Raw genomic sequence first — 20,291 nt, forward strand, 5'->3', positions numbered from 1 at the left:
TATATGCGCTCCTCTGCGTGGCCGGGCATGTTCCGGCGCGCTATGGCAGTGTAGCTCAGTTGGTGAGAGCGCCGGATTCATAACCCGGAGGTCGGCGGTTCAAATCCGCCCGCTGCTACCAGATTTTTATCTTTCAAATTCAATGAATTAGATCAGCGATTCTGCCAAATGCCTACTCAATAGGGCTGTTTCAGTCGCCATCGGCTTTCGTTGATTTCCAACGGTTTTTACCCGCTTCCAAAGACGCCGTGCAACACGGATGCAATACGGAATCGGGGCGTTGCGCGCCCGCTTTCCGCCCTGGTGTAGCGCTGAAAGCTCGTGTAGCGGCCGGATTGAGGCCTGAGCAGTTGTCGGCTGAGAACGATGGGTGGCTGAGGCGCTGTGGCCGAAAGCTATCCGAAGCCAGCCAGAGGGAGACGCCAGAATGGCGAGACCTGCCGATCTTCATGTGGTGCTTTTCGACGACCTGAATATGGCCGTGCCAGATGGATACACCGGCTACGGGTTTTACCTGGTGGATCCCGAGCAGATGATCCACGCGGGTCCGTTTCGCTCACGGGCGGCTGCCGACGCCTATCTTGACGATCTCTGGTACCAGCCTCGCACTGGCTGAAAAGGCGCGTCAAGGCAGCTTACGAGGCTCTGCACCCGGAAGTTAAGCACGGCGCCAACCCGTTTACGCAAGGAGTGGCAGATTTTGCCACTCCTTCCTTATCCCAAGGCTACGACCCTGATAGTGGGTCGCCTCCACCACTCACATAATCGGGCCAAGGCGGCCGGTCAGCAGCAGCACAATCAATATCAGAAGAAGAATTCCACCGAGGCCAAATCCCTGGTTTCGGTAGCGCCCGCCGCCATAAAAGAAACCACCGCCACCGAAAACTAGAATAAGGATGATCAGAATTAATAGAAGGCTCATGACGGCATCTCCAAGCTTTACGGTCAAGCTTGGGTGTAAAGTCGCATGGTGGAGATTTGTTCCGTCCGACGTCGTTTGACTATGTGCCCCATCTTGCGGCCGCTGAGGGTAGGGCCGGGCAGGCTACCAATGGAGAGAGTCAAGCAGCAGCAGGGATTTCAACAAATTCCAGTATCTTTTTGTAAATACCTAATTTAAGATAGGAAATCGTCGGTATTCCAATTGGAGGCACCGCCGGCCGAGAGATGATTGCGCTCCCGCCTTTAAGGCCTGTGAGCATTCCCTTGGAAGAAACCATCCTCCTAATTTCCCCCCTTATCTTTTTGCTATGTGCTGGATTGACCGTCTTCGCGCTTCGCCTGTGGCCAGCGATTCCGAATAATATTGAAATCAAGAATATAAAAACAGATGAAGATGATAGAAGCGTTCCTTAGCCATGCGGTCGCCATCTATTTCGGAAAAAATAATATTAAATAAATCAAACACGCTCCCGACCCCGGTCAATAAGTTATGAAAAATATGATCCCAAGCAACCGTGTACTGTTAGTGGTGCTTTTCGGAATGGCCTTATTTTTTATGTCGTTCGGGATTTTCTCGGCCACCTCGCTGTAAGCGACGCGTGGCGGCGGCGGTGCTTAGCCGTAGGGCTATATAAATTTCACGTCCTTATGTTTTTCAATAATATTTCCAAATCGAGTGTCTTGTATTTGATCTGTAATTTGAGAATTTCTTTAAATTGACCTCATATATGCAGAAACAAAAGATATTATAATCCAATACTTTATAAGTATACGTTCGTCATGCAGTGTCAGAAATAGGCTTGAGGTTCTCATTTCCACGGCTTTGTATCCGCGCGCACCTGCGCTCGGTCTTATAGCCGGTCGCGCAGGGCGTAGTAGGTGAGGCCGGCCACCAGCAAGGGATAGCGCAGCGCGGTGCCGCCGATGAAGCGGGGAACCGGCAGGCGCTCCAGGACATCCATGCGGCCGATCTGTCCGGCGATCGCCTCGGCCAGGATCTGCCCGTAGAGCGGCGCAATAGCCACCCCCTGTCCGCTGTAGCCGGCGGAGGTCAGCACATGATCCGATAGCCGCCGGACGAACGGCAGGCGGGTCATGGTTATGCCCAGCGTGCCGCCCCAGCCGTAATCCAGCTTCACGTCGGTGAGTTGCGGGAAGATGCGCAGCATGAAGGGCCGGACGAAATCCATGACATTGTCGCGCAAACTGGGCCGATAGCTTTCGCCCCCGCCGAACAGCAGGCGATTGTCCGGGGTCAGGCGGAAATAATTCACCACGAACCGGCTGTCGGCGACCGCCGCGCCGTTGGCGATGATGGATTTGGCTCGGTTGCCCAGGGGGGCCGTGACGGCGATGTAGTTGTTGATGGACATGACATGCTCGTCCACCGTGCGGTCGAGACCGTCCATCAGGCCGTTGCCGCACAACAGCAGGAATTGCGCGCTGACCTGCCCGCCCTCGGCGGTGTCCACGGTCAAGCCGTGGCTATCCTCGTAGCGCACGACGCGCGTGTTCTCGTAGACCCTCACCCCTTGTGCCATGGCGGCGCGGGCGAGGCCCAGCGCGAAGTTCAGAGGATGCAGATGGCCTGCGCCGTGGTCGATGGTGCCGCCATAATAGGCCGGTGCGCCCACCAGGGCGTGGATCTGGTCGCGGTCGAGCGGTTCGATCTTGTCGTAGCCATAGGTGTCTGCGAGATGGCGCGCATAGGCATGGGACTGCGCGACATAGCGTTCCTTGTGGTCCGCATGGATCAGGCCGGGCCGGTAGTCGCACTGGATGTCGTGGCGGGCGATGAGGTCGAGTACCAGCGCCTTGGCGTCCTCCGCCATGGTCCAGAGCGCGCGGGCATCGTCCTTGCCGACAGCTTGTTCGAGAAAGTCCTGGTCGCGGCGCTGGCCGGAATGGATCTGCCCACCGTTGCGGCCGGACGCGCCACCGCCGATCCGCCCCGCCTCCAGCACAACCACCTTGAGCCCCTTCTCGGCGAGGTGGAGCGCGGCGGAGAGGCCGGTGAAACCGGCACCGACGATGGCGACATCCGCGCTGACATGCTCGCGCAATTGCGGCTGTTCCGGCAGCGCGTTCGCGGTCGCCGCATACCAGGAATTGGGATGTCCGTGCTTGGTCATGGGATCTCTTTCCGCCGATATGCCGGGCGCGGACCCCTTCGATGTCACCGCCCAAAACCCCCTCTCCCGCTTGCGGGGGAGGGCTGGGGAGGGGGCAGGAGCCCCTGGGGATGGCAGCACCACGCCATCCCTCACAAGCGGGAGAGGGAATGATCGAGGAGGCCGCGCCGCTTAGACGTTCAGCAGCAGATATTCACGCTCCCAGGGGGAGATCACCCGCATGAAGGTCTCGAATTCGGCCTGCTTCACCGCAGAATAGGTGGTGACGAAGCTCCGGCCCAGAACCCCGGCGATATCCTCGTTCTCCTCGAAGGCGGCAACCGCCTCCAGCAGGCCGCGCGGCAGGTCGAAGTCCAGGTTCTTGGCGTCGCCCTCCAGCGGCTCGGTGGGGCGCAGGCCGTTGACCATCCCGAGATAGCCGCACGCCAGCGAGGCGGCGATCACCAGATAGGGGTTGGCATCCGAGGAGGGAACGCGGTTTTCCACGCGGCGGGCGGACGGCGGGGCAGGGGGCACGCGCAGGCCGGCGGTGCGGTTGTCATAGCCCCACTGGACATTGATGGGGGCCATGGAATCGCGGGTCAGGCGCCGATAGGAATTCACGTAAGGCGCCAGGATGCACATGACCGACGGCAGGTACTTCTGGTGGCCGGCGAGGAACGAGAAGAATTCCGGGGTCGGGTCGCCATCGCTGTCGGAGAAGATGTTCTTGCCGGTCTCGGCCGAGACCACCGACTGGTGGATATGCAGGGCGCTGCCCGGCTCGTTGGCGATCGGCTTCGCCATGAAGGTGGCATAGATCTTGTGGGCCAGCGCCGCCTCACGGATGGTGCGCTTGAACAGGAACACCTGATCGGCCAGTTCCAGCGGGTCGCCGTGGAGCAGGTTGATTTCCATCTGCGCCGCGCCGTCCTCGTGGATCAACGTGTCGATCTCGAGGCCCTGGGCCTCGGAATAATCGTATATGTCCTCGAACAGGGCATCGAACTCGTTAACCGCCTGGATCGAATAGGACTGGCGGCCGATCTCCGGACGGCCCGAGCGCCCGACAGGCGGCTTCAGGGGATAGTCCGGGTCGGTGTTGGGCTCGACAAGGTAGAACTCGATCTCCGGCGCCACGACAGGCTTCCAGCCGCGCTTGGCGTAGAGATTGAGAACGTTCTTCAGCACCTGCCGGGGGGCAAGCTCCACCGGGCGCCCGTCGCGGTGATAGGCGTTGTGGATGATCTGGGCGGTCGGGTCTTGCGCCCAAGGCACGGTGGATAGGGTGGAGAAGTCCGGCTCCATCACCAGATCGGAATCCGCGACGACGGAATCCACCAGGCCGGCATATTCGGGATATTCGCCCGAAATGGTCTGGAAGAAGATCGAGAGCGGCAGGTTCATCACCGGCGAGGACAGGAACTTCGACGCCGGCATGATCTTGCCGCGCGCAACACCCGCAAGATCGGGGACGGTACACTCGATCTCGGTGATACCGCGCGCCACCATCCAGGCCTTCGCCTCGGCCAGCGATGCCACACCTCTCGGAGATGACAGTGCTGCCTCGTGTCCGCCTGATCGCTTTTTCGCCATGATATCCTCTGGCGTGACCCCCACGCTTGCGCCCAGGGAACACTGGCGGCGGGTCAAGTGTCAACGCGCGGCTGACATGCGCGGTGTCTTTCGCTTACTCCATGACCATGGCGTGCTCGGGATCGGCGGCCGCCTTGGGTGCGCTTTTCAGGAGCAGGACCAAAGGGATAGCCGCGAGGGACAGGATCATCATCAGCTTGAAGTCGTTCATGTAGCTGATGATGGTCGCTTGCGAGGTCACCATGGCGTCCAGCGCGCCGCGTCCTGCCAGCGTGCTGGGATCGAGCCCCTGTGCCGCCTGGAGTATCCTGTTATAGGGCGTGACGTAGCTTGAGATGGTTTCGTGGTTGATCTGGATGCTCTCGGTGAGGATTACCGAGACCGCCGAAATCCCGACGCTTGAGCCGATATTCCGGGACAGATTGTAGAGCCCCGTTCCCTCCGCGCGCATATGGGCGGGCAGTGTCGCGAAGGTGACGATGGTGAGCGGCACGAACAGAAAGCCGAGGCCCGCGCCCTGGACGAAGCCGGTGATGACGATGGTCTGCTGGGACACATCCGGGGTCCATCCGGTCATGTCGTACATCGCCCAGGCGGTAAGGCCGAGGCCGATGGCGAGCAGGATACGGGTATCGACCCGCCCGGCGAGCCGGCCGACCAGGAACATGCACATCATGGTGCCGAGCCCGCGCGGACCCATCACAAGGCCGGCGGTGACCACGGGATAGCCCATCAGCGTTTGCAGATAGGGCGTCATCAGCGACATGGACGCGAGATAGGTGATGCCGATGATGAAGATGAACAGCATGCCGACCGAGAAATTCCGGTCGAGGAACATCTTCGGGTTCACGAACGACTTGCCCCTGGCGGTGAAGGTGTGGACCAGGAAAATGTAGAACGCGATCGCGCAGACCAGCGCCTCCACCATGATCTCGCCCGAGGCGAACCAGTTCAACTGCTCCCCCCGGTCGAGAAACAGCTGGAGCGAGGCGATGGCGATGCTGAGCGAGCCGAACCCCAGCCAATCCAGCGAGGCCTTGGTGTCGGCCCGGGTCTCGGTCACAAACGCCGACACGCCGGCCAGGGCCAGGGCGCCGATGGGCAGGTTGATGTAGAACACCCAGCGCCAGTTGATATGGTCGGTCAGCCATCCCCCGATCACCGGGCCGAGCACCGGCCCGACCATGACCGAGACGCCGAACAGCGCCATGGCGGAGCCGCGCTCCTCGGCGGAATAGATGTCGAGCAGGATCGCCTGCGACAGCGGCACGAGGGCGGCGCCGAAGAAGCCCTGCATCAGGCGGAAGCCGACAATCTGCGGCAGCGATTGCGCCAGTCCGCAGAGCATGGACGCCACGACGAAGCCGATGATCGCGACGGTCAGCACGCGCTTGCGCCCGAACCGGCCGGAGAGATAGCCGGAGGGCGGCGTCATGATGGCGGCGGCGACGATGTAGGAGGTCAGGACCCAGTTGATCTGGTCCTGGCTGGCCGCGACGCTGCCCTGGATAAACGGCAGCGCCACGTTGGCGATGGTGGTGTCCAGCGCCTGCATGATGACTGCGAGGATCACGCAGGCCGTGATCATGCCGCGATTGGCGACCGGCTGGAACGGCGCCGCGCCGATGCTAGCCATTGGATGCACTGCCCGTGGCGGTGGGGTTCGCCCCGCCGAACAGATGGGTGAGGAAGGTCGGCAGGCCGCGCGTGTGGCGGGTGTCGATTTCCAGCACCGCGCTCATTCCGGCGCGCAGGGGCGGATTGCCGGGGGCGGGGTTCACATGCACCCGCATGGGGATGCGCTGCACCACCTTGACCCAGTTGCCGGTCGTGTTCTGCGCAGGCAGCAGCGAGAAGCTGGAGCCGGAGGCGGGGCTGATACTCTCGATCGTCCCGGTCCACTCATGGTCGGGATAGGTGTCGATGAAGATCGACACCTGCTGGCCGGGCTTCACATAAGTCAGCTCGGTTTCCTTCGGATTGGCCTCAATCCACATGCTGTCGGTGGAGACCAAGGCGAAGCCCGGCTGCGACACCTGGAGATAGGAGCCGACCTGGAGCGAATTGACGTTCGCCACAACGCCGTCGAATGGCGCATGGACCACCGTGTCCTCAAGGTCGCGCTTGGCGCGATCCACGGCAGATGCCGCCTGGAGATAGAACGGGTTGTCCTCCAGCTTCTGGTTCGGGTCTCCGCCGAGCTGGGCCAGCATGGCGTCGGCCTGCGCCTTGGCGACGGCGACCTTCTGCTGCGCGGCTTCCAGGTCGTGCTTGGCGCTGTCGTGGGAGGCCTGCGACGCGGCGGCGGTGGCGAGCAGGTCCTTCTGCCGCTTATAGGCGGTCTCGAAGAACGGCAGGTCGGTCTCCGCCTGCTTGATCTGCACCAGCGCCTGCTTGTAGCTGGCCTGGAGGGTCAGGATCTGATTGTGGACCGTGCCCAACTGGGCCTGGGCCCCATCGAGCGCGATTCTGTAGCTGTCGTCCTTCAGGCGGAACAGCAACTGGCCCTTCTTCACCATCTGGTTCTCGTGAACCGCGATCTCGACCACGGTGCCGGGAACGTCGGTGGAGATGCCCACCGTGTCGGCCCGCACATAGGCATTGTCGGTGGCCATGAACCGGCCGCCGGTGACGTAGAAATAGCCGCCCGCGAGCAGTGCCACAGGCAGGAGCAGGAACAGCAGCGTGCGCACCTTGCGGCGCGGCGGCTTGGCGGCGGTGGGCGCCTCCGGTGCCGAAGCCTCTGGTGCAGGCGTCTCAGGTGTGGGCCGGCGGGCGGTGTCCAGCAGTCGGATGCGGGTGTCGCCGTCGAGGCCGGTCAGTGCGGCCGGCTCATCGGTGCGGCTTGGAGAAATGCTCTCAGCCATGGGTCTTTTCCTTGTCTTCCACCGGGGTGGCGCACGCCGCCGCCAGATTGGTCTTCATGCGGCCGAGGACTTCCAGCAATTGCTGGCGCTCCGGCTCGGATACGTCGAGGAGGGCATCGCTGCGGGTGGCATCGCCGATGTCGCGCATCACCGAGATCAGCGGGCGCGCCGCCTCGGTGAGAAACAGCAGCCATACCCGGCGGTCCGTTGGGTGCTGGCGGCGCTCCAGCAGGCCGCGCGCTTCCAGCCGGTCGACGATGCGGCCGATCGTGATGGGCTCCACATCAATGAGTTCGGCGAGGCGGCCCTGGGGGATGCCCTCGTTATTGGTGAGATAGGCCAGCGCCTGCCATTGGGCGCGGGTCAGCCCGAGGTCGCGGGCGCGCTGCTCGAAGCGTTTGCGCAGCAGACGAGCGACGTCGTGCAACAGGAAGCCAAGAGTGGGTGTCGTGCTGGGCATAAGGTCCCATCTTGGGTTCCGATAGGGAAATTCAGAAGCAAGCCTATCTTAAGCGCATATATAATAAGTTTGACTGACTATATGCAAGGGTGCAAATTTCGTCGGTGATGAATTTATGAAGGAGCAGGCCGTGGCGCGGCGTGGAGGATGGTGGCTTGTGGGGGTGCTCGGCGCCGTGCTCGCGTGCGGGCCGGCACGGGCTGAACAGGCGTCGAGCTGCGCAGGTGCGGCGATGCTGGGCGCGACCCAGCTCATCTGCAGCCACACCTTGCCCAGGGCGCCGGCGGAATTCTGCACCTTCAGTTGGGCGCTGATGACCAATACGGGCGCGACGAAGGTGGTGGACGGCTCGTTCATGCTGCCGCCCGGTGCCTCGAACATGGTCGTTTACCAGGGCAGCGGCTTCAGCAGCGTGCTCGCCGATCCCATCATCCTGTGCCAGGGCCGCGCCGAGCCGGGGCGGAAGATGGTGCGGCCCAACGGCTAGCCGCCATCGCCGAAATCCCGGATTGGGGTGTCGATGCTTAGCCGCATCCGGTTTGGAACACGCGGAGAACGAATCGCGGTCGAATCGCGCCTGTCGAAATGTTCTTGGTTTGCCCCATACTACGGCTAGTGGGTGTGGACAGAAGGTAGCGGATTCCCGTCGCGAATTGGGCGACCGCGATGGGTCAGCGTTTGGGCGCGCTGATGGGCACGGTCTTGTCGCGGGCCATGGTCTCGAAGCTGGTGGCTTCCAGAACTGCGGTGCCGATCAGGGTGGCGATGGAGACTCGGAAGGGCGCCATGAGGCGAGTGCCGGAGATCGGCACCAGCCACACGTACATGTCCTTGTTCTGCTGCATGTACTTCACGGTCGAGCGGGCCGGCCGGTGGCCGGCGACGGGCACATAGCCGGCACGGCACACGACGGCGGGGCCGGAATAGCCCTTCTCGGCCTTCACGTCCTCCATCCGCACGAAGCTGAGGGTGACGTCGAAACGCTGCCGGCCGTCGAACACCGGTATGGATTTGATGCAGGCGGCGGCGGACAGCATGTCGGCCGTTCCCGGCACGCTGACGAACGCTCCGGTCATGGGGTCGATTACATTGATCTTATGGGCGTCGGTCAACTCGATGCGGTCGGGCAACACCTTGGTCGGCGGATCGACGTCGAGTTCTTTCACGGCGGTGCCCGCGAAGGCGATGCGAATCGCTTCCACCTTGCCGTCGGATTCGGTGTTGGCGGCGAACACCTGGGGCGCCGGCTTGCCGCCCTCCATGCTGCCTCGCGCAGCGGCCGTTCCCTTGCCCGACGACACCGCCCGCATGATGCCGGAGACGCGGCCCGAGCCGGCGATCTCGAAGGTCGTGTCGGTGGCCTGGACGATCAGGTTCGCGCGGCCGATTTCGATGCCCGCGACTGAGAGAGCGTATTTCGCCTGGAGACTGCCGTCCGCGAACGCCGGTCCACACGCCCCCGCCAACGCGACGGCATAAAGCGCAGCGCGCTGGGAAAGCTGGCCGAGCGATGTGGTGAAAACGGTCATCAGAAGCCCGTGGCAATGCCGGAGCCGGATGGCTGCGGGGCGAATCTCGCACCACCCGATTGCCGCCCGAAGGCGGCTGAACTGTGGCTGAGATCGGTCTTGCCGCGATGCAGCACGGCCAAACCATATCTATGTCATGCGCGAGGCCCACAGGACATTGACTTTGTGGCCGATAATCACGATCTTCAGCGCCTGCTCACCCGGCTGAAACTCGGGGCGCCTCGGCATGCCGGGCTGCACGGTGTTGGGGTCGAGCAGACTTTAATGGCAGAGGAGAATTTCGCCATTCGTCGCCCAATGAGACCCGTCGCGCCGGAGAAAGACGGACCGCGCGTCAACGAAGAGATCCGCGTCAAGGACGTCCAGCTCATCGATGGTGAGGGGCAAAACCGGGGATCCATGCCGATCCGCGATGCCATCCTGCTCGCTCAGGAAGCCGGGCTGGACCTCGTCGAGATTGCGCCGAACTCCGTTCCCCCGGTCTGCAAGATTCTGGATTACGGCCGCTTCAAATACCAGAACCAGAAGAAGGCGAGCGAAGCGCGCAAGAAGCAGAAGGTGGTCGAGGTCAAGGAGATCAAGCTCCGCCCCGGCATCGACACCCACGACTACGAAGTGAAGATGCGCTCAATGGAGCGGTTCTTCGAGGAGGGCGACAAGGTCAAGGTCACCCTGCGCTTCCGTGGCCGTGAGATGGCGCACCAGGACATCGGCTTCAAGCTGCTTCAGAAGCTCCGCGAGGATGTCTCGCCGATCGCCAAGGTGGAAGCCGAGCCCATGCTCGAAGGCCGCCAGATGATCATGATCCTCGCCCCCCGGTGAGGATGTACAGTTTGCGGTGAGGTCCCTCCAGCATCTGTCGAGCTGTCATGGCCGGGCGTGTCCCGGCCATCCATGCGGCTCCGCGGGGTAACGCTTCAGGGATCGACGTGGCTGCCCGGCACAAGGCCGGGCATGACGGCCGCAGAGCTTTGTTGGCCTGACAAGGTTCTTATTTTGTTCTAAGCTCGCGTTGCGACTCATCCGACGCATGCAGGACATCCATGGCCAGACGCCCCCCGACCTTTGCCTGCCAATCCTGCGGCGCGGTGTTCAACCGCTGGCAGGGCAAGTGCGAGGCGTGCGGCGGGTGGAACACCATCGCCGAAGAACCGGACGTTGCGTCCAGCGTTCCCGCCGTCCAGCGGTCCGGGCGCAAGGGACGTTTGGTGGCGCTGGAAAGCCTGCAATCGGAAAGCAAGCCGCCGCCGCGCCTCGTCTCCGGCATCGGCGAATTGGATCGGGTGGCGGGCGGCGGCTTCGTGCCGGGCTCTATCCTGCTGCTGGGCGGTGATCCCGGCATCGGCAAATCCACACTTCTGGTGCAGGCCTCAGCCGCGCTCGCCAATGCGGGGCACCGCGTCGTCTATGTCTCGGGCGAAGAGGCGGTGGACCAGGTGCGCATGCGCGCTGGTCGTTTGGGCCTCGCCGCAGCGGATGTGGGTCTGGCCGCCGAGACCAATGCGGAAAACATCATCGCCACCCTGTCGCACGGCCCGCCGGTGCGGTTCGTGGTGATCGATTCGATCCAGACCATGTGGAGCGACACGGTGGAATCCGCGCCGGGCACGGTCACCCAGGTGCGCACCTCGGCCCAGCTCATGGTGCGCTACGCCAAGCAGACCGGCGCGTGCGTGATCCTTGTGGGGCACGTCACGAAGGACGGCCAGATTGCCGGCCCGCGCGTGGTCGAGCACATGGTGGATGCGGTGCTCTCGTTCGAGGGCGACGGCGGCCACCAGTTTCGTATTTTGCGCGCCCAGAAGAACCGCTTTGGTCCCACCGACGAGATCGGCGTGTTCGAGATGACCGGGCGCGGTCTGTCCGAGGTCGCCAACCCCTCAGAGCTGTTCCTCTCCAACCGCGATGCCGGTGCCCCCGGCACGGCGGTGTTCGCCGGCATGGAGGGCACGCGGCCGATCCTGGTGGAAATCCAGGCCCTGGTCGCGCCTTCCAGTCTCGGCACGCCGCGCCGCGCGGTGGTGGGCTGGGACACCAACCGCCTCGCCATGGTGCTGGCGGTGCTGGATGCGCGCTGCGGGGTCAAGCTCGGCGGGCACGATGTCTATCTCAATGTCGCGGGCGGGCTGAAGATCGGCGAGCCGGCGGCGGACCTTGCGGTGGCCGGCGCGCTCGTGTCTTCGCTCACCGGGGCGCCATTGCCGGCGGATGCGGTCTATTTCGGCGAAATCAGCCTCACCGGGGCCGTGCGTCCGGTGTCGCAGGCGCCGGCCCGGCTGAAGGAGGCGGCGAAGCTTGGCTTCACCCAGGCGGTCGCCCCGCCGGTCGGAGACGGCGCGGAGGGGACGATCCGGGTCGATCAGGTGTCCTCGCTCGCGGCCCTGGTGGCGGGGATTGCGGCCCGCGCGCCACGCAGAGCTGCGATGTCGCGCCAGGAGGGCTGAGACACATGAACGAGGGATGACGCGAGCCCGCGCTCGGGCTATAGGTCCGCCCACGCGGCGCCTGTGGCATCATGGGCACGCCCTCCCGCTGATTCCCCGGCGGATGTACCGGAGGTTCTGCTGCGCCCATGCCCGTGACGTTGCTGGATCTGATCGTTATCTCCGTCATGCTGGTCTCCGGCCTGCTCGCCATGGTGCGTGGGCTGCTGCGCGAGGTCTTCAGCATCGTATCCTGGGTCGCGGCGGCCGCTGTCGCAGCGTATTTCTACCCGCAGCTTCTTCCCATCACGAAGCAGTATATTAGCCAGGACACGGTGGCGTTGGCCGTAACCGTGGGCGGTCTCTTCCTCGGCACGCTGCTTATTGTGTCGATCATCAGTGCCCGCATCTCCGACATCGTGCTGGACAGCCGCATCGGCGCGCTCGACCGGACCCTGGGCTTTTTGTTCGGGCTGGCGCGCGGCCTGCTGGTTATGGTTGTGGCGTTCCTGTTTTTCAATTGGTTGGTCCCGGACAAGACCCAGCCGCCATGGGTCCTGAACGCAAAATCGCGTCCCGTGCTGCAAAACACAGGGAATTGGCTGGTCTCCCTGTTGCCGGATGACCCCGAGAATACCATTCTTAAGCGACTGAAGCGCTCGCCGGCAGGCGAAGAGGGCGAAACGCCCACGCCGCCGGCCACGATGCCGGGCGGTCAGCGCTCTGACGGGGGAGCCGGGGGCACCATTGTTGCAACTGGGCCGGGCGTCACGGCTTCCAATGGAAGCCCGACGACCGGAAATGTCGGCTACCGGCGCGGCGACCGACAAGGAATTGACCAGTTGCTCGAAAGCACGCGCGGCAACGGCCAGTGAGCCGCCGAGCGGAGGGTTGATGAACATGGGTAGCGACGATCACCACGCGCACCGCGTTGACGGTGCAAGCGATTGGGATGCCGATCTCAACGGCGACCGGCTGCGCGAGGAATGCGGCGTCTTCGGCGTGTACAACCACCCGGACGCGGCGGCGATCACGGCCATCGGCCTTCATGCCCTTCAGCACCGTGGCCAGGAGGCGGCGGGCATCGTCGCCTATGACGGCAAGCGGTTTCATTCGGAGCGCCGCCTCGGCCTGGTCGGCGACACCTTCTCCGACGCCCGGGTGATCGAGCGTCTGCCGGGCCATGTGGCGGTCGGCCATGTGCGCTATTCCACCACCGGCGAGACCTTGCTGCGCAACGTGCAGCCGCTGTTCGCGGAAGTGGATGCCGGCGGCTTCGCCGTGGGCCACAACGGCAACCTCACGAACGGCCTGTCGCTGCGCAAGCAATTGGTGCGCGAAGGCGCCATCATGCAGTCGACCACCGATACCGAGGTGATCCTGCATATGGTAGCCCGCTCGCGGAAACCGCGCTTCATCGACCGGTTCGTCGATGCGCTGCGCTCCCTGGAAGGCGCCTATTCGCTGGTCGCCCTCACCAACAAGAAATTGATCGGTGCGCGCGACCCGCTCGGCATTCGCCCTCTGGTGCTCGGCAAGCTGGAAGGCGCCTATATCCTGGCGTCCGAGACCTGCGCGCTGGACATCATCGGCGCGACCTATATCCGCGATGTCGAAAACGGCGAGGTCATCGTGATCGATGAGGACGGCTTGCAGTCGCACAAGCCGTTCCCGCCGGTGCAGGCCCGCCCGTGCATCTTCGAGTACATCTATTTCGCTCGGCCCGATTCCATCGTCGGCGGGCGCTCGGTCTACCAGGTCCGCAAGATGATGGGCCAGGTTCTGGCCGAGGAGAGCTTCACTGAAGCCGACGTGATCGTGCCGGTGCCGGATTCCGGCGTGCCCGCAGCAATCGGCTTTTCCCAGTATTCCGGCATCCCCTATGAATTGGGGATCATCCGCAACCATTATGTCGGCCGCACCTTCATCCAGCCCACCCAGACGGTCCGCGACCAGGGTGTGCGCATGAAGCATTCGGCGAACCGCTCGGTGGTTGAAGGCAAGCGCATCGTGCTGGTGGACGACAGCCTGGTGCGCGGAACTACCTCGGTGAAGATCGTGCGCATGATGCGCGATGCCGGCGCCCGCGAGGTGCATTTCCGCATCGCCTCGCCGCCCATCACCCATCCCGATTATTACGGCATCGACACGCCGGACCGCGACAAGCTGCTCGCCGCCACCCATGATCTCGAAGGCATGCGGCGCTATATCGGCGCGGACTCGCTCGCCTTCCTCTCTGTGAACGGGGTATATCGTGCCATGGGCTGCGAGGCGCGCGACCCCGCGCGGCCGCAGTTCACCGACCATTGCTTCACTGGCGATTATCCCACCGCCCTGACCGACAAGGCGGGCGCGGTTGCCTCCCAGCAGCTTTCCCTCCTCGCCGAAGCGAGCTGACGGCTCGCTCCCGGCGGCGGCATCACAGCCGCCAGCCAACCGGAAGTGTCCATGACCGAACGGCCGCTCGCCGAAAGGATCGCCCTTGTGACCGGGGCAACGCGCGGCATCGGCGCCGCGACCGCCCTGGCTCTGGCTGAGGCCGGCGCCCATGTGGTGGCGGTGGGCCGCACCGAGGGCGCCTTGGAGGAGTTGGACGACACCATCAAGGCCAAGGGCGGCAGCGCCACTTTGGTGCCGATGGATGTCACCGATTACGAGGCCATCGACCGCCTGGGCGGCGCGCTGTTCCAGCGGTATGGCCGGCTCGACGTGTTCGTCGGCAATGCCGGCATTCTCGGCCCGGTGACCCCGCTCGGCCATGTCGACCCGAAGGATTGGGACCAGGCGCTCTGCGTCAACGTCACGGCGAACTACCGCTTCGTGCGGTCGCTGGACCCGCTTCTCCGGCTCTCCGACGCCGGCCGCGCCGTGTTTATTTCCTCGGGCGCCGCGCACAAGGCGCGCGCCTATTGGGGGCCCTATGCGGTGACCAAGGCGGCGCTTGAGGTGCTGGGACGCACCTGGGCGGCCGAGACCGTGACCGGCAATCTTAAGGTAAACCTGTTCAATCCGGGGCCGATCCGCACCAAGATGCGGGAGAAGGCGTTTCCCGGCGAGGATCCGATGAGCCTCGAAGTGCCGGAGGCTGCGGCCGCCGCCATCCTCGATCTGTGCCTGCCCACCTGCGACTTTACAGGGAAGTTCTACGACTTCCCCACCCGCCGGCTGCTGGACTTCCAAGCCCCCGCCTGAGGATCGTTTCCCGCCCGCGGCTGCATCGTGCAGTCCCGCGATCTTCGTGGCGGCCGTCGCCGGTTCGCGCGAAGATGCCCTAGAAAATCAATGCGGCGCGCAGCCGCCGTGTCCCGGAGTGCCCCATGGCCGAGCCTGTCACCATCCAGTTCGTCAAGCACGGCGCCGCCGTTAAGGGCGTGCTGATCGTCCTCACCGACGACACGCTGGGGTTCGGCAAGGCGGCCGGCAAGCTGCTGAAGCCCGCCTCCGCCGCCATCACCCGCGCCATCGACGCCGACCGCTTCAAGGGCAAGCTCGGCAGCGCGCTGGATCTGCTCGCGCCGGACAAGCTGGATGTGCAGCGCCTCGTCATCCTCGGCGTCGGCAAGGGCGCGGATCTGAAGGACAGCGACTTCCTACGCCTCGGCGGCATCGCCGCCGGCCGCATTTCCGGCGGCACGCGCGAGGTCAGCGTGCTGGTGGACCTGCCGGGCCGCGCGGTTGCGGCCGGCGCTGCCGCCGAGATCGCGCTCGGCATGCGGCTGCGCACCTATACGTTCGACCACTACAAGACCCGCCGCAAGGAAGGCGAAACCGAGCCGATGCCGCTCGCCATCACCATTCAGGTGTCGGACGAGGCGGCCGCGCGCCGCGCCTGGGTCGATCGCGAGGCGCTGGCGGATGGTGTGGCGCTCGCCCGCAACCTGGTCAACGAGCCGCCGAATGTGCTCGACCCCCCGGAATTCGCCCGACGCGCCGAGGATTTGCGCGCCGTCGGCGTCGAGGTGGAAGTGCTGGACGATGAGCAGATGGCGGCGCTCGGCATGCGCGCGCTGCTCGGCGTCGGCCAGGGCTCGATCAAGGAAAGCCGGGTCGTGGTGATGCGCTGGAACGGCGCGTCGCCCAGCACCCAGCCCGTCGCCTTCATCGGCAAGGGCGTGACCTTCGACACCGGCGGCATCTCCATCAAGCCGGCCGGCGGCATGGAAGACATGAAGGGCGACATGGGCGGCGCAGCCTGCGTCACCGGGCTGCTCTATGCGCTTGCCGCCCGCAAAGCGAAGGTCAACGCCATCGGCGTCATCGGTTGCGTGGAGAACATGCCTGACGGCGCCGCCCAGCGGCCCGGCGACATCGTCACCTCCATGTCCGGCCAGACCATCGAGATCATCAACACTGATGCCGAAGGCCGGCTCGTTCTGGCCGACGTGCTCTGGTACGTAAAGGATCGCTTCAAGCCGCAGTTCATGGTGGATCTCGCGACCCTCACGGGGGCGATCCTCGTGGCGCTCGCCCAGGAATATGCCGGCCTGTTCTCAAACGACGACGAACTCGCCACCCGCCTCTCGGCGGCGGGCCTCGCCACCGGCGAGCGGGTGTGGCGCATGCCGCTCGGCCCGGAATACGACAAGATGATCGATAGCCGCTTCGCGGACATGAAGAACACCGGTGGACGCAACGGCGGGTCGATCACGGCTGCCCAGTTCCTCCAGCGTTTCGTCGACAAGACCCCCTGGGCGCATCTGGACGTGGCCGGCACCGCCATGGGCTCGCCCGCCAGCGACATCAACAAGAGCTGGGGTTCGGGCTGGGGCGTGCGGCTGCTGGATAAGCTGGTCGCGGATTATTACGAGGGCTGAGGGTCCTTCAGGCGGACGCTATTTTCGCGTTCGACGTCATGCCCGGGCTTGTCCCGGGCATCCACGCCGCGCCGTTCGCGAAGACCGTTTAAGTTCGTCACGACCACGTCGCGTGGATCCCCGGATCAAGTCCGGGGATGACTGAGGCTTTGAGTCGTTAGGGTGCTGCGAAAGCGTGAGCGACCGACAAGCGGGCGCAGACGCGCGCCTATTGGCGCTGGCCGATCATGGTGTATTCGCCGGCGCGGATGCGGGTCGCGAGGCTTTCCACATAGCTGGCGCAGGGTTCCTCGCCATAGGTGTCCACCAGCGAGCGGATCGCGGTGAACAGGGCGGCCTGGACAAGGCTGTCTTCGTCCAAACCGTCCCGCACGGCCTCCGTCCATGCATCGCCGAGATACGACAATGCGACGTGCCGCTCGTCGGAAGCGGCGTCGGCGATGTCCGGGATACGGGGGGCGTAGCCAGTGCTCGACACGAGGTGTTCTCCACGCCCCGACGCGGGGCGGCTTGACCTATGAGTAGCATGCCGCCGGGTGGCGTCGCGGAAGTTCTGAACGAAAGGTTAATGGCGGCGCCACACCGCGCCAAGGCTCAGTTTCCGCCGTAGCGGACCACGATCTCGTGGGCAAGCTTGGAGCCTTCCTCCAATTGCCGCTGCACCGCCAGCGCCGCCGCAGGCGTGCAGGCGCGGTAGACCTGGGCATAGCTGGTGTAGCCCTGATTGAACGCGGCGGTGAGCTTGCCCTTGCGGCTTTCCGAGGGCTGTTCGGCCTCGATCAATGCCTGCATTTCCAGCCGCCAGGTCTGCCCCTCCGGGGACACGCCGCACAGCGGCCGCAAATAGTGCAGCCCGCCGAGCAGTTCCGCCAATTTCAGGAGATCGCCTTCATAGGGCGGTGTCGAACCCTCCGCCGCGTGCGCGGCGCCGGTTCCCCCGCACAGGGCGAGGGCGAGGAGCAGGAGGGTGGGCAGGCGCGGCATCAGTCTTTCGTGCCGCGCCGGCGTGGCCGGGTCAAGGCAAGATGCCGGTTCAGCCGAACTGCGTCTTGCCGGCCTCCCAGCCCAATATCGCGCGCTTGCGGGTGAGGCCCCAGTGATAGCCCGTAAGGTCGCCGCTCTTGCCGAACACCCGGTGGCAGGGCACCACGAAGGAGATCGGGTTCTTACCCACCGCCGCGCCCACCGCGCGCGCCGCCGTGGGGCGCCCGACATGGCCGGCGATGGTGGAATAGGTTGTGGCCCGCCCCATGGGGATGCGCAGCAGGGTCTCCCACACCCGCACCTCGAAATCGGTGCCGATGAAGACGATGCGCAGCGGCTGGTCCTCGCGCCAGGCTTCCGGGTCGAATATCCGGCGCACCAGCGGCGCGGTGGCGGTGGGGTCTTCCACGAAGGTGGCATTGGGCCAGCGCCGCCGCATGTCGGCGAGCGCGGCGACATCCTCACCCCGGTCGGCGAACGCGAGGCCGCACAGGCCGCGCGGGGTCGACATGGCGAGCGCGGTGCCGAACGGGGAAGGGTGGAAGCCGTAGCGGATTTCAAGCCCGGCGCCGCCGGCCTTCCATTCGCCCGGTGACATGGCCTCGTGCACCACGAATAAATCGTGCAGCCGACCGGGGCCGGAAAGGCCGAGTTCGAGCGCCGCATCGAGGACGTTGGAGCTTTCGGTGAGCACGCGGCGCGCGCGGTCGAGCGTCACCGCCTGAAGAAACGCCTTGGGGGTGAGCCCGCACCAGCGGCGGAACAGGTCGGTGAGCGCACGGGCATTCACGCCCACCGCCGTGGCGATCTGCTCGACCTCGGGCTGGTCGTGGACGTGCTTCGTCACATAGGCCACCGCCTGGCGCACGATGTCATAGTCGCCGCCGGCGATCTCCAGCGGCGTGGCCGGGGTCGGGACGACGAGCCCGCATGACTGTCCCAGATCGAGCGTGAAGGTGTCCTGCGCAAGCACGAGCTTGTCTCCCTGGTCGGTATTCGCGCCCATATCACCACTCCGGCCGCCGCGCGCCCACCCGATTTCGCGCGGTTCAGAACACCGTGCGGGTGACGCCGCGCTTCACCTCGCCGAGCGCCGCGCTCAACTGGTTCGCCAGCCCGGTCTTTTCCCATGGGCCGAGGTGGATGCCCACCTGCGTCTGCGCCTGGCGCGAGATCAGGGCGAGGTCGAGCGTGCCGAATTCTTCCACGTCGCGGCGGGAGATGTGCGTGAAAAACGGGTTCATCTCGACATCGCGCGCATCCCCGCGCGCCGACACCTGCCGCACCTGCACCAGGCTCGGGGTGATGCGGATGTATTCGCGCGCGGCAGCGGCGCGGTAATTGGAGCGGAAGGCGAAATACAGCAGCACGACGTCGAGCCCGAAGAAGCCCAGGATCGGCCACGCGCCCATGGACAGGAAGGTGATGCCGCAAGCGAAGCTGATGCCGCCGATGGCCAGCATGAAGATCAGGAAGCCGCGCGGGGAGAGCGAGCGATGGGGCGCCATCACGGTGGCGAAAACCGTGGGTTCGCCGTCATCCGGGAAGGGCAGATCATTGGCCTTCGTCATGGCGCCCACTATAGGGGAGGAATGCCCCGCAAGACCACAGCCTCAGGTTCACGAAAGCCGGCGGAAAACCCGAAATCCCCGCCGGTGCGCATGGTTGCCAAGGCCAAGCCGCTCGCCGCGCGCCTGCAGGCCGAAATCGCGCCGCCTGTGCTCCCACCCGCGCGGCGCAAGGCGGTGGCCAATGCGCAAGCCGCCGTGCATGGCCGAACGGTCGCGGTGTGGTCGGACGCGGAGATTTTTGAGGCCTTCTCCCGCTTCGAGCGGCGCGATCCCGAGCCCCAGGGGGAACTGGATTATTCCGACCCCTATACGCTGCTGGTCGCCGTGGTGCTGTCCGCCCAGGCCACCGACGTCGGCGTCAACAAGGCGACGCGCGGCCTGTTCGCGGCGGCGCCCACTCCAGGCGCCATGGTGGCGCTGGGCGAGGAGGGCGTGGCGCAATATATCCGCACGCTCGGCCTGTTTCGCGGCAAGGCTAGGAATGTGGTGGAGCTGTCCCGCCTGCTGCTGGAGCGTCACGCCGGCGAGGTGCCCCCTGATCGCGAGGCGCTGGAGGCGCTGCCGGGGGTGGGGCGTAAGACTGCAAACGTGGTGCTCAACATTGCCTTCGGCGTGCCCACCATCGCCGTGGACACCCATCTGTTCCGGGTCGCTAACCGCACCGGCCTCGCTCCCGGCGCGACGCCGCTGGATGTCGAGCTTGGGCTGGACCGGCGCATCCCCGACCGTTTCAAGCTCCACGCCCACCATTGGCTGATCTTACACGGCCGCTACATCTGCAAGGCCCGCGCCCCGGAGTGCCCGATCTGCCCGATCCAGGATCTGTGCCGCTGGCCGGATAAGACGGCTTCAAGTTGAAGCTGAAAGTATTTAAATTGGGTGAGGCGAATAATTTATTCGCCTCACCACTTTTAAAATTTAGACGTGACAAGTATATGGTTTCAATCCGCGCCATAAATATGGCGACATATTCCGCGGTTTCTAGTTTTATACT

At 64.6% G+C, this 20,291-nt stretch carries 20 protein-coding genes and 1 tRNA gene; 10 read left to right on the forward strand and 11 right to left on the reverse strand.

Annotated features, from left to right (window positions below; all coding sequences use genetic code 11):
• Nucleotides 1-44 precede the first annotated feature (44 nt).
• Nucleotides 45-121: transfer RNA gene (locus ADADO0_RS01425), tRNA-Met, on the forward strand.
• Nucleotides 122-427: 306 nt separating this feature from the next.
• Nucleotides 428-616 (forward strand): hypothetical protein, encoded by a 189-nt coding sequence (locus ADADO0_RS01430; RefSeq protein ID WP_511303301.1) that lies wholly within the window; start codon nucleotides 428-430, stop codon nucleotides 614-616.
• Between the two features lie 141 nt (nucleotides 617-757).
• Here the strand turns inward: ADADO0_RS01430 and ADADO0_RS01435 are convergent, their stop codons facing one another.
• The 6 genes from ADADO0_RS01435 to ADADO0_RS01460 form a co-directional block, all read right to left on the reverse strand.
• Complete coding sequence (locus ADADO0_RS01435) at nucleotides 758-922, reverse strand: DUF3309 domain-containing protein (protein WP_511303302.1); 165 nt, start codon at nucleotides 920-922, stop codon at nucleotides 758-760.
• Nucleotides 923-1,793: 871 nt separating this feature from the next.
• The gene (locus tag ADADO0_RS01440) at nucleotides 1,794-3,074 is read right to left on the reverse strand and encodes an NAD(P)/FAD-dependent oxidoreductase (protein WP_511303303.1); all 1,281 of its coding nucleotides are present in this window, start codon (nucleotides 3,072-3,074) and stop codon (nucleotides 1,794-1,796) included.
• A 171-nt stretch (nucleotides 3,075-3,245) separates the two neighbouring features.
• The gene (locus tag ADADO0_RS01445; RefSeq protein WP_511303304.1) at nucleotides 3,246-4,649 is read right to left on the reverse strand and encodes a glutamine synthetase family protein; all 1,404 of its coding nucleotides are present in this window, start codon (nucleotides 4,647-4,649) and stop codon (nucleotides 3,246-3,248) included.
• Nucleotides 4,650-4,743: 94 nt separating this feature from the next.
• A complete protein-coding gene (locus tag ADADO0_RS01450; RefSeq protein ID WP_511303305.1) occupies nucleotides 4,744-6,285 on the reverse strand; it encodes a DHA2 family efflux MFS transporter permease subunit in 1,542 nt (513 codons plus the stop codon).
• Complete coding sequence (locus tag ADADO0_RS01455; protein ID WP_511303306.1) at nucleotides 6,278-7,516, reverse strand: HlyD family secretion protein; 1,239 nt, start codon at nucleotides 7,514-7,516, stop codon at nucleotides 6,278-6,280. The genes ADADO0_RS01450 and ADADO0_RS01455 overlap by 8 nt, the downstream gene beginning before the upstream one ends.
• Nucleotides 7,509-7,976: a MarR family winged helix-turn-helix transcriptional regulator gene (locus ADADO0_RS01460; RefSeq protein ID WP_511303307.1), complete on the reverse strand. Its 468-nt coding sequence runs from the start codon at nucleotides 7,974-7,976 to the stop codon at nucleotides 7,509-7,511. The genes ADADO0_RS01455 and ADADO0_RS01460 overlap by 8 nt, the downstream gene beginning before the upstream one ends.
• A 130-nt stretch (nucleotides 7,977-8,106) precedes the next feature.
• Here ADADO0_RS01460 and ADADO0_RS01465 point away from each other — a divergent pair, with 130 nt between their 5' ends.
• A complete protein-coding gene (locus ADADO0_RS01465) occupies nucleotides 8,107-8,463 on the forward strand; it encodes a hypothetical protein (RefSeq protein ID WP_511303308.1) in 357 nt (118 codons plus the stop codon).
• Between the two features lie 184 nt (nucleotides 8,464-8,647).
• Here the strand turns inward: ADADO0_RS01465 and ADADO0_RS01470 are convergent, their stop codons facing one another.
• Entirely contained in the window at nucleotides 8,648-9,505 is an 858-nt protein-coding gene (locus ADADO0_RS01470) for a DUF3108 domain-containing protein (RefSeq protein WP_511303309.1), read from the reverse strand.
• 285 nt (nucleotides 9,506-9,790) lie between these two features.
• Between ADADO0_RS01470 and infC the strand changes: the two genes are divergently transcribed.
• From infC to ADADO0_RS01500, 6 genes are all read left to right on the forward strand, one after another.
• On the forward strand, nucleotides 9,791-10,327 hold the full coding sequence (gene infC / locus ADADO0_RS01475) for a translation initiation factor IF-3 (protein ID WP_511303321.1): 537 nt from the start codon (nucleotides 9,791-9,793) through the stop codon (nucleotides 10,325-10,327).
• A 221-nt stretch (nucleotides 10,328-10,548) separates the two neighbouring features.
• Nucleotides 10,549-11,949: a DNA repair protein RadA gene (radA, locus tag ADADO0_RS01480; RefSeq protein WP_511303310.1), complete on the forward strand. Its 1,401-nt coding sequence runs from the start codon at nucleotides 10,549-10,551 to the stop codon at nucleotides 11,947-11,949.
• A gap of 128 nt (nucleotides 11,950-12,077) precedes the next feature.
• Nucleotides 12,078-12,803, forward strand: a complete 726-nt coding sequence (locus tag ADADO0_RS01485) for a CvpA family protein (protein ID WP_511303311.1) — start codon at nucleotides 12,078-12,080, stop codon at nucleotides 12,801-12,803.
• A 25-nt stretch (nucleotides 12,804-12,828) separates the two neighbouring features.
• A complete protein-coding gene (purF, locus tag ADADO0_RS01490) occupies nucleotides 12,829-14,325 on the forward strand; it encodes an amidophosphoribosyltransferase (protein ID WP_511303322.1) in 1,497 nt (498 codons plus the stop codon).
• A gap of 51 nt (nucleotides 14,326-14,376) precedes the next feature.
• Nucleotides 14,377-15,120: an SDR family NAD(P)-dependent oxidoreductase gene (locus tag ADADO0_RS01495; RefSeq protein ID WP_511303312.1), complete on the forward strand. Its 744-nt coding sequence runs from the start codon at nucleotides 14,377-14,379 to the stop codon at nucleotides 15,118-15,120.
• A 125-nt stretch (nucleotides 15,121-15,245) separates the two neighbouring features.
• Nucleotides 15,246-16,742: a leucyl aminopeptidase gene (locus tag ADADO0_RS01500; RefSeq protein ID WP_511303313.1), complete on the forward strand. Its 1,497-nt coding sequence runs from the start codon at nucleotides 15,246-15,248 to the stop codon at nucleotides 16,740-16,742.
• 208 nt (nucleotides 16,743-16,950) lie between these two features.
• On the opposite strand, the gene ADADO0_RS01505 is transcribed toward ADADO0_RS01500, so the two are convergent.
• The 4 genes from ADADO0_RS01505 to ADADO0_RS01520 all read right to left on the reverse strand — a co-directional run bounded on the left by ADADO0_RS01505 (nucleotide 16,951) and on the right by ADADO0_RS01520 (nucleotide 19,297).
• The gene (locus ADADO0_RS01505; RefSeq protein WP_511303314.1) at nucleotides 16,951-17,220 is read right to left on the reverse strand and encodes a hypothetical protein; all 270 of its coding nucleotides are present in this window, start codon (nucleotides 17,218-17,220) and stop codon (nucleotides 16,951-16,953) included.
• Between the two features lie 116 nt (nucleotides 17,221-17,336).
• On the reverse strand, nucleotides 17,337-17,726 hold the full coding sequence (locus ADADO0_RS01510) for a TIGR02301 family protein (protein WP_511303315.1): 390 nt from the start codon (nucleotides 17,724-17,726) through the stop codon (nucleotides 17,337-17,339).
• Between the two features lie 49 nt (nucleotides 17,727-17,775).
• The gene (locus ADADO0_RS01515) at nucleotides 17,776-18,732 is read right to left on the reverse strand and encodes a methylated-DNA--[protein]-cysteine S-methyltransferase (RefSeq protein ID WP_511303316.1); all 957 of its coding nucleotides are present in this window, start codon (nucleotides 18,730-18,732) and stop codon (nucleotides 17,776-17,778) included.
• Nucleotides 18,733-18,775: 43 nt separating this feature from the next.
• Nucleotides 18,776-19,297: a DUF2244 domain-containing protein gene (locus ADADO0_RS01520; RefSeq protein ID WP_511303317.1), complete on the reverse strand. Its 522-nt coding sequence runs from the start codon at nucleotides 19,295-19,297 to the stop codon at nucleotides 18,776-18,778.
• Between the two features lie 21 nt (nucleotides 19,298-19,318).
• On the opposite strand from ADADO0_RS01520, the gene nth reads away from it, so the two are divergent.
• The gene (gene nth / locus ADADO0_RS01525) at nucleotides 19,319-20,155 is read left to right on the forward strand and encodes an endonuclease III (RefSeq protein WP_511303318.1); all 837 of its coding nucleotides are present in this window, start codon (nucleotides 19,319-19,321) and stop codon (nucleotides 20,153-20,155) included.
• Nucleotides 20,156-20,291: the final 136 nt, after the last annotated feature.

This window comes from Aquabacter sp. (genome assembly GCF_965279295.1).
Taxonomy (GTDB): Bacteria; Pseudomonadota; Alphaproteobacteria; order Rhizobiales; family Xanthobacteraceae; genus Aquabacter.

Coding starts and splice junctions, on each gene's coding strand:
- ADADO0_RS01430 (WP_511303301.1), top strand. CDS start 428: ATGGCGAGACCTGCCGATCTTCATGTGGTGCTTTTCGACGACCTGAAT.
- ADADO0_RS01435 (WP_511303302.1), bottom strand. CDS start 922: ATGAGCCTTCTATTAATTCTGATCATCCTTATTCTAGTTTTCGGTGGC.
- ADADO0_RS01440 (WP_511303303.1), bottom strand. CDS start 3,074: ATGACCAAGCACGGACATCCCAATTCCTGGTATGCGGCGACCGCGAAC.
- ADADO0_RS01445 (WP_511303304.1), bottom strand. CDS start 4,649: ATGGCGAAAAAGCGATCAGGCGGACACGAGGCAGCACTGTCATCTCCG.
- ADADO0_RS01450 (WP_511303305.1), bottom strand. CDS start 6,285: ATGGCTAGCATCGGCGCGGCGCCGTTCCAGCCGGTCGCCAATCGCGGC.
- ADADO0_RS01455 (WP_511303306.1), bottom strand. CDS start 7,516: ATGGCTGAGAGCATTTCTCCAAGCCGCACCGATGAGCCGGCCGCACTG.
- ADADO0_RS01460 (WP_511303307.1), bottom strand. CDS start 7,976: ATGCCCAGCACGACACCCACTCTTGGCTTCCTGTTGCACGACGTCGCT.
- ADADO0_RS01470 (WP_511303309.1), bottom strand. CDS start 9,505: ATGACCGTTTTCACCACATCGCTCGGCCAGCTTTCCCAGCGCGCTGCG.
- radA (WP_511303310.1), top strand. CDS start 10,549: ATGGCCAGACGCCCCCCGACCTTTGCCTGCCAATCCTGCGGCGCGGTG.
- ADADO0_RS01485 (WP_511303311.1), top strand. CDS start 12,078: ATGCCCGTGACGTTGCTGGATCTGATCGTTATCTCCGTCATGCTGGTC.
- purF (WP_511303322.1), top strand. CDS start 12,829: ATGGGTAGCGACGATCACCACGCGCACCGCGTTGACGGTGCAAGCGAT.
- ADADO0_RS01495 (WP_511303312.1), top strand. CDS start 14,377: ATGACCGAACGGCCGCTCGCCGAAAGGATCGCCCTTGTGACCGGGGCA.
- ADADO0_RS01500 (WP_511303313.1), top strand. CDS start 15,246: ATGGCCGAGCCTGTCACCATCCAGTTCGTCAAGCACGGCGCCGCCGTT.
- ADADO0_RS01510 (WP_511303315.1), bottom strand. CDS start 17,726: ATGCCGCGCCTGCCCACCCTCCTGCTCCTCGCCCTCGCCCTGTGCGGG.
- ADADO0_RS01515 (WP_511303316.1), bottom strand. CDS start 18,732: ATGGGCGCGAATACCGACCAGGGAGACAAGCTCGTGCTTGCGCAGGAC.
- ADADO0_RS01520 (WP_511303317.1), bottom strand. CDS start 19,297: ATGACGAAGGCCAATGATCTGCCCTTCCCGGATGACGGCGAACCCACG.
- nth (WP_511303318.1), top strand. CDS start 19,319: ATGCCCCGCAAGACCACAGCCTCAGGTTCACGAAAGCCGGCGGAAAAC.